The sequence below is a fragment of the Micromonospora sp. NPDC050784 genome, from assembly GCF_044456765.1.
GTDB lineage: Bacteria > Actinomycetota > Actinomycetes > Mycobacteriales > Micromonosporaceae > Micromonospora > Micromonospora foliorum.
Genome location: NZ_JBITGG010000042.1, coordinates 1 through 7,872, shown reverse-complemented (window position 1 = coordinate 7,872; position 7,872 = coordinate 1). Strand labels below are relative to the sequence as shown.

The 7,872-nt window shown below is 70.6% G+C and carries 9 protein-coding genes; 6 read left to right on the top strand and 3 right to left on the bottom strand.

Annotated features, from left to right (window positions below; translation table 11 throughout):
- Positions 1-271 precede the first annotated feature (271 nt).
- The 3 genes from ACIBD9_RS32125 to ACIBD9_RS32115 are packed head-to-tail and all read left to right on the top strand — an operon-like array spanning position 272 to position 1,537.
- The gene (locus tag ACIBD9_RS32125) at positions 272-613 is read left to right on the top strand and encodes a hypothetical protein (protein WP_396723290.1); all 342 of its coding nucleotides are present in this window, start codon (positions 272-274) and stop codon (positions 611-613) included.
- A complete protein-coding gene (locus ACIBD9_RS32120; protein WP_396723288.1) occupies positions 610-1,269 on the top strand; it encodes a nucleotidyl transferase AbiEii/AbiGii toxin family protein in 660 nt (219 codons plus the stop codon). The genes ACIBD9_RS32125 and ACIBD9_RS32120 overlap by 4 nt, the downstream gene beginning before the upstream one ends.
- A gap of 31 nt (positions 1,270-1,300) precedes the next feature.
- On the top strand, positions 1,301-1,537 hold the full coding sequence (locus ACIBD9_RS32115; protein ID WP_396723292.1) for a hypothetical protein: 237 nt from the start codon (positions 1,301-1,303) through the stop codon (positions 1,535-1,537).
- Here the strand turns inward: ACIBD9_RS32115 and ACIBD9_RS32110 are convergent.
- Positions 1,486-2,388 (bottom strand): SDR family oxidoreductase, encoded by a 903-nt coding sequence (locus ACIBD9_RS32110; RefSeq protein ID WP_387169544.1) that lies wholly within the window; start codon positions 2,386-2,388, stop codon positions 1,486-1,488. The genes ACIBD9_RS32115 and ACIBD9_RS32110 overlap by 52 nt on opposite strands.
- Positions 2,389-2,573: 185 nt before the next feature.
- Between ACIBD9_RS32110 and ACIBD9_RS32105 the strand changes: the two genes are divergently transcribed.
- Positions 2,574-4,367 (top strand): bifunctional metallophosphatase/5'-nucleotidase, encoded by a 1,794-nt coding sequence (locus ACIBD9_RS32105; protein ID WP_396723286.1) that lies wholly within the window; start codon positions 2,574-2,576, stop codon positions 4,365-4,367.
- A 57-nt stretch (positions 4,368-4,424) separates the two neighbouring features.
- Here the strand turns inward: ACIBD9_RS32105 and ACIBD9_RS32100 are convergent, their stop codons facing one another.
- Both ACIBD9_RS32100 and ACIBD9_RS32095 read right to left on the bottom strand, forming a co-directional pair.
- Positions 4,425-4,598: a hypothetical protein gene (locus ACIBD9_RS32100; RefSeq protein WP_396723283.1), complete on the bottom strand. Its 174-nt coding sequence runs from the start codon at positions 4,596-4,598 to the stop codon at positions 4,425-4,427.
- Between the two features lie 79 nt (positions 4,599-4,677).
- Positions 4,678-5,838 (bottom strand): geranylgeranyl reductase family protein, encoded by a 1,161-nt coding sequence (locus tag ACIBD9_RS32095; protein WP_396723282.1) that lies wholly within the window; start codon positions 5,836-5,838, stop codon positions 4,678-4,680.
- A 147-nt stretch (positions 5,839-5,985) separates the two neighbouring features.
- Between ACIBD9_RS32095 and ACIBD9_RS32090 the strand changes: the two genes are divergently transcribed.
- The gene (locus ACIBD9_RS32090; RefSeq protein WP_091397890.1) at positions 5,986-6,222 is read left to right on the top strand and encodes a hypothetical protein; all 237 of its coding nucleotides are present in this window, start codon (positions 5,986-5,988) and stop codon (positions 6,220-6,222) included.
- An 85-nt stretch (positions 6,223-6,307) separates the two neighbouring features.
- A complete protein-coding gene (locus ACIBD9_RS32085; protein WP_396723280.1) occupies positions 6,308-7,747 on the top strand; it encodes an MFS transporter in 1,440 nt (479 codons plus the stop codon).
- Positions 7,748-7,872 lie beyond the last annotated feature (125 nt).

The following is a 7,872-nucleotide window of genomic DNA, read 5'->3' as shown; positions in this document are numbered from 1 at the left end:
CAACCGACAAACCGCCTACGCCCGCCAGGACCCACAGCGCCGAACCCGCCTCACCCGCGTGATCCACTCGGGTTCACGGAAGTCGGGGCATCCCGGACTCCCGGACACCACGACCTCCTGAAACCCGAGTCGATCACGAGCGGACCGACCGCCCGAAGGCCGCACAAACCGGACAGACCTCGCGTCCGAGCGGAGCGTGCCGGCGCGCCGGGTGCAGCGCGCTGGGATCGACCTGAGCGACACCGGCTCTGGTGGGCGTTACCCTGACACCATGCAGGCCGTCTCCCCCACCCCGACCGGCGTGGCTTTTCTGGCCCGCCCGGGTCGCCCCGCTGTGGTGGCGCGGACGCTCGCCGAGCTGGCCGGTCCCACCCGGGGTGTGGTGGAGCTGCCGGTGCGGCTGATGTGGAACGCCGAGCGCACCTTCGACCTCGGCGACCCCGACCAGCTGCTCTGGATGTACGAGAACGTGCTTCGCGAAACCACCCGGGCTGAGGATCTGCGCGTGCTGATCAACGGGCGGACGTTGCGTCGGGTGTGGCGACTGCTCAACCTGCCTCGGGGCGTACGCCACGCGTGGGAGAGCCGGCACCGCGGCCTGCGCGCGGCGTGACCGAACCTCATCTGCACGAGTTCTACCGGGAGGTGGCCCGGGTGGCGCTGGCCGCCGCCGGGCCGTACCGGTTCGTTCTGGGTGGTGGGGTGGCATGGGCGGCGCACGGGCTGGTCGCCCGGCCGACGGAGGACGTCGACCTCTTCGCGGATGTGGAGGGGGCGGCAGCGGCAGCGTCCGCCGGGGTGCGGGTTGCTCTGGAGCGGGCGGGGTTCATCGTCAGCGACGCCGACCCGGACAGTGAGCTGGCCGAGCTGTTCGACGGGTACGAGCAGGACATGAAGGACTTCGTGGTGAGCCGCGACGGACGGCAGATCCGGCTCAGCCTCGCCCGGTTGGACCGCCAGCAGAGCCCGGTGGTGATGGACCTCGGCCCGGTGATGGACGTCCGCGACCTGGTGGCAAACAAGATCGCGGCGTTGGTGAACCGGCGGGAGGTTCGCGACTTCATCGACGTGGCCGCGGCCCTCGACCACTACGACGTGACCGAGCTGTTGGTGCTGGCACGGCAGGTCGACCCCGCGCTGGACCCGGACGACGTACGCGCCGCCGGCCGTTACCTGGACCGGCTCTCCGACCAGCGCTTTGGCCGGTACGGCCTGAGGGCTACGGACGTCGCCGAGATCCGGCAACGCTTCGCCGCCTGGCCACGCTGACCCCCAGGCCCCACGAGCAAGAGCCACGCGCATAAGAGGCCGCGCGAACAAGGGCCGCGCGAACAAGGGCCGCGCGAACAAGGGCCGCGCGAACAAGGGCCGCGCGAACAAGGGCCGCGCGAACAAGGGCCGCACGAACAAGGGCCACGCGAACACGAGCCGCACGAACACGAGCCGCGGGTGGGCATCCGGAGCGGACGCCCACCCGACGACGGATCACTTGGTCGGTCGACCGCCCGTGACTCCCAGGATCTCGCCCGTCACGTAGCTGGACTCCTGCGAGGCGAAGAAAACGTACGCGGGCGCGAGCTCAGCCGGCTGCCCGGGGCGCCCCTCCGGGGTGTCGGTGCCGAACTGCTTGACCTTCTCCTCCGGCATGGTGGACGGGATCAGCGGCGTCCACACCGGGCCCGGTGCGACCGCGTTGACCCGGATGCCCTGCTCGGCCAGGTCGGCGGCGAGGGCCTTGGTGAAGTTGGCGATCCCCGCCTTCGTGGTGGCGTAGTCCAGCAGTTGCGGCGACGGGTCGAACGCCTGGATCGACGACGTGTTGATGATGGCCGACCCCTCGGCCAGGTGCGGAATGGCGGCCTTGCAGAGCCAGAACATCGCGTACAGGTTGGTCTTGAAGACCCGGTCGAACTGCTCGGTGCTGATGCCGAGGATCCCCTTGTCCTGCGACATCTGGTAGGCCGCGTTGTTGACCAGGATGTCGAGGCCGCCCAGGTCGCGCACCGCCCGGTCGACCAGTTCCTGGCAGTGCGCCTCGTCGGTGATGTCACCGCGTACCGCGACGCCCCGCCGGCCGGCGGCCTCGACCAGCCGGATGGTCTCCCGGGCGTCGGCGTCCTCCTCCTCGCCGAGGTAGGAGATAAGCACGTCCGCGCCCTCCCGGGCGAAGGCGATCGCGACCGCCCGGCCGATCCCCGAGTCACCGCCGGTGATCAGCGCCCGCTTGCCGTCGAGCTTGCCGCTGCCCCGGTACGACTCTTCCCCGTGGTCCGGCTTCGGGGTCATCTCCCCGGTCGACCCGGGCGCTGACTGCTGCTGTGCGGGCTGACCGGACTGCTGGCCGTACTGGTTGGTCGGGTCCTGCTGGGTGTGCTGGTCCTCGCTCACTGATATCTCCTCGCTGCGCGCGGGAAGCGGGGCTTTCCCGCGAATGTCGTCCCTGACCGCCCTACCCTGCGCCGGCCTGCGGAAACCGCTGCAACGTTCGGGGCTGCCGTGGCGGTAGTGCCGGGTGCTGGTTATGGTGCGCAAGGCGCTCACGAGGCGCGTCCACCCCCATGGAAAGGCACGTCATGACCTCTTCCTCCGGCCCGTCGCGCCGCCAGGTGCTCGTCGCCGCGGCGGCCGCGGCGACCACCCCGCTGATCGCCGCCGCGCCCGCGCAGGCGGCCGGCGCGGCTCGGCCGCGCACCTGGGACCTCACCCTCCTGGGCACGTCGGACACGCACGGCAACGTCTACAACTGGGACTACTACCGCGACGCCGAGTACGACGACAGCAAGCAGAACGACATCGGCGTCGCGAAGCTGGCGACCCTGATCAACCAGATCCGTCGGGAGCGGCGCGGCAAGGCGACGCTGGTGCTCGACGCCGGCGACACGATCCAGGGCACGCCGCTGGCCACGTACTACGCCAAGCAGGAGCCGATCACCGCCACCGGTGAGAAGCACCCGATGGCCCGGGCGATGAACGTCATCGACTACGACGCGGTGACGCTGGGCAACCACGAGTTCAACTACGGTCTGCCGTTGCTGGACCTGTGGATCCGTCAGCTCGGCTTCCCGGCGCTCGCCGCGAACGCCGTCAACGCGAAGACCGGCAAGCCGGCCTTCCTGCCGTACGTCATCAAGAAGGTCTCCCTCGGTTTCGCCGCGCCGACCCTGCGGGTGGGCATCCTGGGGTTGACCAACCCCGGTGTGGCCATCTGGGACAAGGGCAACGTCGAGGGCAAGCTGCGCTTCGACGACATGGTCGCGACCGCCGCGAAGTGGGTGCCGATCATGCGGGCCCGCGGCGCGGACCTCGTGCTGATCTCCGCGCACGGCGGGGACAGCGGCACCTCCAGCTACGGCCCCGAGCTGCCGAACGAGAACCCGGTGGCGCTGATCGCCCAGCAGGTGCCGGGTATCGACGCGATCCTCTTCGGTCACGCGCACAACGAGGTGGTCGAGCGGTTCGTCACCAACGAGCGCACCGGCATGCAGGTGTTGCTCTCCGAGCCGTCGAAGTGGGGCCAGCGGCTCACCCGGATGGACTTCACTCTCGCCCGCGAGCGTGGCCGGTGGACGATCACCAAGAAGGCCGCCACCATGCTCAACACCAACACGGTGGTCGAGGACCCGAAGGTGCTCGCCGCCGTGCGGGCCCAGCACCAGAAGACCATCGCGTACGTGAACCAGGTGGTGGCCCAGGCCACCGTCGAGATGTCCACCGTGGAGTCCCGGTACAAGGACACTCCCATCCTGGACTTCATCAACCACGTCCAGGCCGAGACCGTCACGAAGGCGCTGGCCGGCACGCAGTACGCCGACCTGCCGGTGCTGTCCCAGGCCTCGCCGTTCAGCCGCACCGCGGTCTTCCCCGCCGGGGACGTGAAGATCCGTGACGTGGCAGGGCTCTACGTCTTCGACAACACGCTCGAGGCGGTCGTGCTCAGCGGTGCCGAGGTGCGCGCGTACCTGGAGTACTCGGCGAAGTACTTCCGGACCCTCGCCCCGGGAGCCCCGGTCGACCCGGAGCAGATAAGCGACTCACCGGCGGTCCCGGACTACAACTACGACGTGATCTCCGGCTTGGACTACGACATCGACATCTCCAAGCCGGTCGGGCAACGGATCACCCGCCTGGTGCTGGCCGGCACCGAAACTCCGGTGGCGGACAACGCCCAGTTCGTGATGGCGGTGAACAACTACCGGCGCAGCGGCGGCGGCAACTTCCCCGGCATCGTGAAGACCCAGGTCTACAACGCGCAGCAGGAGATCCGTCAGCTGCTCATCGACTGGGCGCAGGCCCGGGGGACGATCGACCCGGCCGACTTCTTCCAGCAGAACTGGCGACTGGTACGCGAGGGCGTGCCGGTCTTCTGACCTGAGCACCTCACAGACGGGCCGTGGGTGGTGACACCCGCGGCCCGTCGCGCGTTGTCAGCCCTGCACGTTCCAGCGGATCGGGTCGTCGGACTCCTCCGGCCGGTCGCGCCCGGGATCGGTCTCGGTCAGGGCCACCCGCTCGTCGGGACGGACGGCCGGTGGCAACTCCCCGAACCGTGCGTGGCGCAGGAACGCGTACTCGTCGTCGGTGAACGGCTGCTCGGCCATCGGCACCCCCTACTCCCCCGCCATTGTCCAGCGGCTGGGGAGCTGAGCACCAGCGCGGGCACACACCCTGTAAGGCGTCCTAGGATCCTGGGTGATGGGCGGTGGCCTGGTGCGACGAATGGGACAACCGATCGAGCACCGCGAGGGCGGCTCGGATGGGGCGGCGGCGCAGCATCTCGTCGAAGCTTGCCCGCCCCTGGCAGAACTGCACGAACATCCGCCAGCCCGGCGGGGTCGCCAACAGGGCGTGGAACACGTCCGGGCGGCGGGTGAACACGTCGAGCAGCCGGAACCCCGCCCGCATCTCCGGCAGCAGACGCTCGGCCACCGCCCGCTCGTACCCGGCCAGATCACCGCCCGCGACCGCCGCTCCGGCCAGCTCGCCGGAGCGCAGCGCGAAGCTGATGCCCTCCCGGCTCCACGGCTCCAACAGCCCCGCCGCATCCCCCACGACCAGGACCCGGCCGTTGCGCAACGGTGAGTCCTCCGCGCGGCAACGGGTCAGGTGACCAGAGTCGTGCTCCGCCGGCAACCCGGTCAAACCCAGCCGGTCGACGAACCGCCGCAGGTAGTCGCGGGTCCCCTCCCCCGCACCCCGACCGGCGATCACACCGACGGTCAGCCGGTCACCCTTGGGAAAGACCCAGGCGTACGAGCCCGGCATGTCACCCCAGTCCAGCAGCAGCCGACCCCGCCACCGCTCCTGCTCGGCGGGCGGCACCGGAATCTCCAACTCCAGACCCAGGTCCACCTGCCGGTACCGCACCCCGACGTGCCGGCCGGTCACCCCCGACGAGCCGTCCGCCCCGATCACGGCACGAGCCGCGATCGTCGTACCGTCGGCCAGCCGCAGGCGTACCCCCTCGGGGTCCTGCTCGATCGCGCGGACCGCGCCCCGCTCACGCAGTTGCGCGCCGGCGGCCACCGCCGCCGCGCGCAGCCGGTCGTCGAACTCCTCCCGGCGCACCATCGTCACCACCGGACTGTCGTTCCGGCGGGTGAACTCCCGACGGCCGTCGCGGGTGAACGTCACCCGGTCCACCCGGTCGTGCGCCGGTACCTCGATCCGATCCTGAACGGCCGCCAGAGAGGTGCCGATCAGGCCACCGCCGCAGGTCTTGTACCGCGGGTGCACGGCCCGCTCGACAACCAGGGTGGAGACGCCCGCACGGGCAGCGGCGTAGGCCGCGGACAGCCCCGCGGGGCCGGCGCCGACGACGACGAGATCCCAAATGATCACGGAAGCAGCCTAGGGCACCGCCCGCGCCCGACCGCCGGACCCGCCGGCCGTCGCGACCGCCCGATCGGGTGTGCATCTTCGGGCACCGAGGGGGTAACCGGCGCACGGCAACCGCCACCGACGTGGCGGACGAGCAAAGGAGGAACCATGCAGCAGGTGCAACTGTCGGAGGCCGAGCAACGGGTGTACCAGGCGGTCACCACCCTTGAAGCACGCGGGCAGGTGCCCTACCCGGACCTGATCGCCGAGGAGTCCGGGCTGACCGCGGAGCAGGTGGGCAGCCCCCTGCACCTGCTCACCGAGAAGGGCCTGCTGCACCGCGAAGACTCACCGATGGCCGGCCTCGACTTCGGTCCTCGGTTCTGCGCCCGCCAGATGGCGTGACCCGCGGAACCAGCCGGCACGGTTCACCCCCCGTAGACCCGGGTAGCGGTCAACCATGGATGACCAAGGGTCGACGGGGGGCACGATGAGCGCGGCGCAGACGCCGCAACCGGTGAGCGCGGCCGAGAACCGACGACGGTGGCAGGCCGTCGGCGTCGGACTCGTCGCCGCGTTCATGACGTTGCTCGACGTGAGCATCGTCAACGTCGCGGTACCGTCCATCGACCGGGCGCTGCACGCGTCGCCGAGCGACCTGCAGTGGATCCTCTCCGGGTACGCGCTCACCTTCGGCCTGGCACTGGTGCCCGCCGGCCGCTTCGGCGACGCCCGCGGTCGACGTAACGCGTTCGTCTTCGGCATCGCCCTGTTCACCATCACCAGCGCGCTCGCCGGCCTTGCCACCTCCCCGACGTGGCTGGTCATCGCCCGACTGCTCCAGGGCGCCGCCGCCGGCATCGTCAACCCGCAGGTCATCGGGCTGATCCAGCAGCTGTTCCGCGGGCCCGAACGCGCCCGCCCGTTCGGGCTGCTCGGCGCCACCATCGGCATCTCCACCGCCGTCGGGCCGCTGCTCGGCGGGCTGCTCATCGCCGTCGGCGGCGAGGAACACGGCTGGCGCTGGGTCTTCTTCGTCAACGTGCCGGTCGGTGTCCTCGCGGTGATCCTCGGCTGGCGGTTGCTGCCCGGCCGCCCCACCGGTCAACCCGGCTGGCGTCAACTCGACCCCGTCGGCGTCCTGCTGCTCGGCGTCGGCGTGGTGCTGGTCCTGCTGCCACTGGTCCAGGAGCAGCAGTGGCGGACCCCCTGGAAGTGGGCGCTCATCCCGGCCGGCCTGGCGGTGCTGGTCGCCTTCGGGCTCTGGGAGCGACGGTACGCACGCCACCACCCACCCCTGTTCGACCTACGACTGTTCAGCTTCCAGTCGTACACGCTGGGCTCGATCCTGGCGCTCGTCTACTTCGGCGGCTTCACGGCGATCTTCTTCATCTTCACCCTGTTCCTGCAGATGGGCCTCGGCTACAGCGCGCTCGTCGCCGGCCTGGCCATCACCCCCTTCGCCCTGGGTTCGGCGGCCGCTGCCGTGCTCGGTGGCCGCGTCGTCAACCGCTTCGGCCGGCCACTGGTCGCCATCGGTCTGCTCACCGTGGTCGTCGGGCTGGCCGCGACGGTGATCGCATTGCACCTCTTCCCCGACGCCCCGGCGCCGTGGGTCACCACCGGCCCTCTGCTCATCGCCGGCATCGGCAGCGGACTGGTGATCGCCCCCAACCAGACGATCACCCTCTCCGAGGTGCCGGTCGGGCAGGCGGGCAGCGGCGCGGGCATGCTCCAGACCGGCCAGCGGATCGGCGCCGCCGCCGGCATCGCCGCGGTCGGCTCGCTGTTCTTCTCCACGCTTGCCGACAGCCACGGTGACTGGACCAGCGCCTTCGAGCAGTCCCTCATCCTGGCCACCGGCATCATCACGCTCGCGCTGGTCGCCGCGCTGATCGACATCTGGCGCACCCACAACCACAAGAACTGACCCGGGTACGCCGCTGGCCGGCACCCCGGGTTGGGGGTGCCGGCCAGCGGTCGGTGTCGTTCTGTGGTCTTGCCGTGCGGTGGTGGTGCGGTGGTCAGCTGTTCCAGTGCTGGGCGACGAGGTCG

Coding starts and splice junctions, on each gene's coding strand:
- ACIBD9_RS32125 (WP_396723290.1), top strand. CDS start 272: ATGCAGGCCGTCTCCCCCACCCCGACCGGCGTGGCTTTTCTGGCCCGC.
- ACIBD9_RS32105 (WP_396723286.1), top strand. CDS start 2,574: ATGACCTCTTCCTCCGGCCCGTCGCGCCGCCAGGTGCTCGTCGCCGCG.
- ACIBD9_RS32100 (WP_396723283.1), bottom strand. CDS start 4,598: ATGGCCGAGCAGCCGTTCACCGACGACGAGTACGCGTTCCTGCGCCAC.
- ACIBD9_RS32090 (WP_091397890.1), top strand. CDS start 5,986: ATGCAGCAGGTGCAACTGTCGGAGGCCGAGCAACGGGTGTACCAGGCG.
- ACIBD9_RS32085 (WP_396723280.1), top strand. CDS start 6,308: ATGAGCGCGGCGCAGACGCCGCAACCGGTGAGCGCGGCCGAGAACCGA.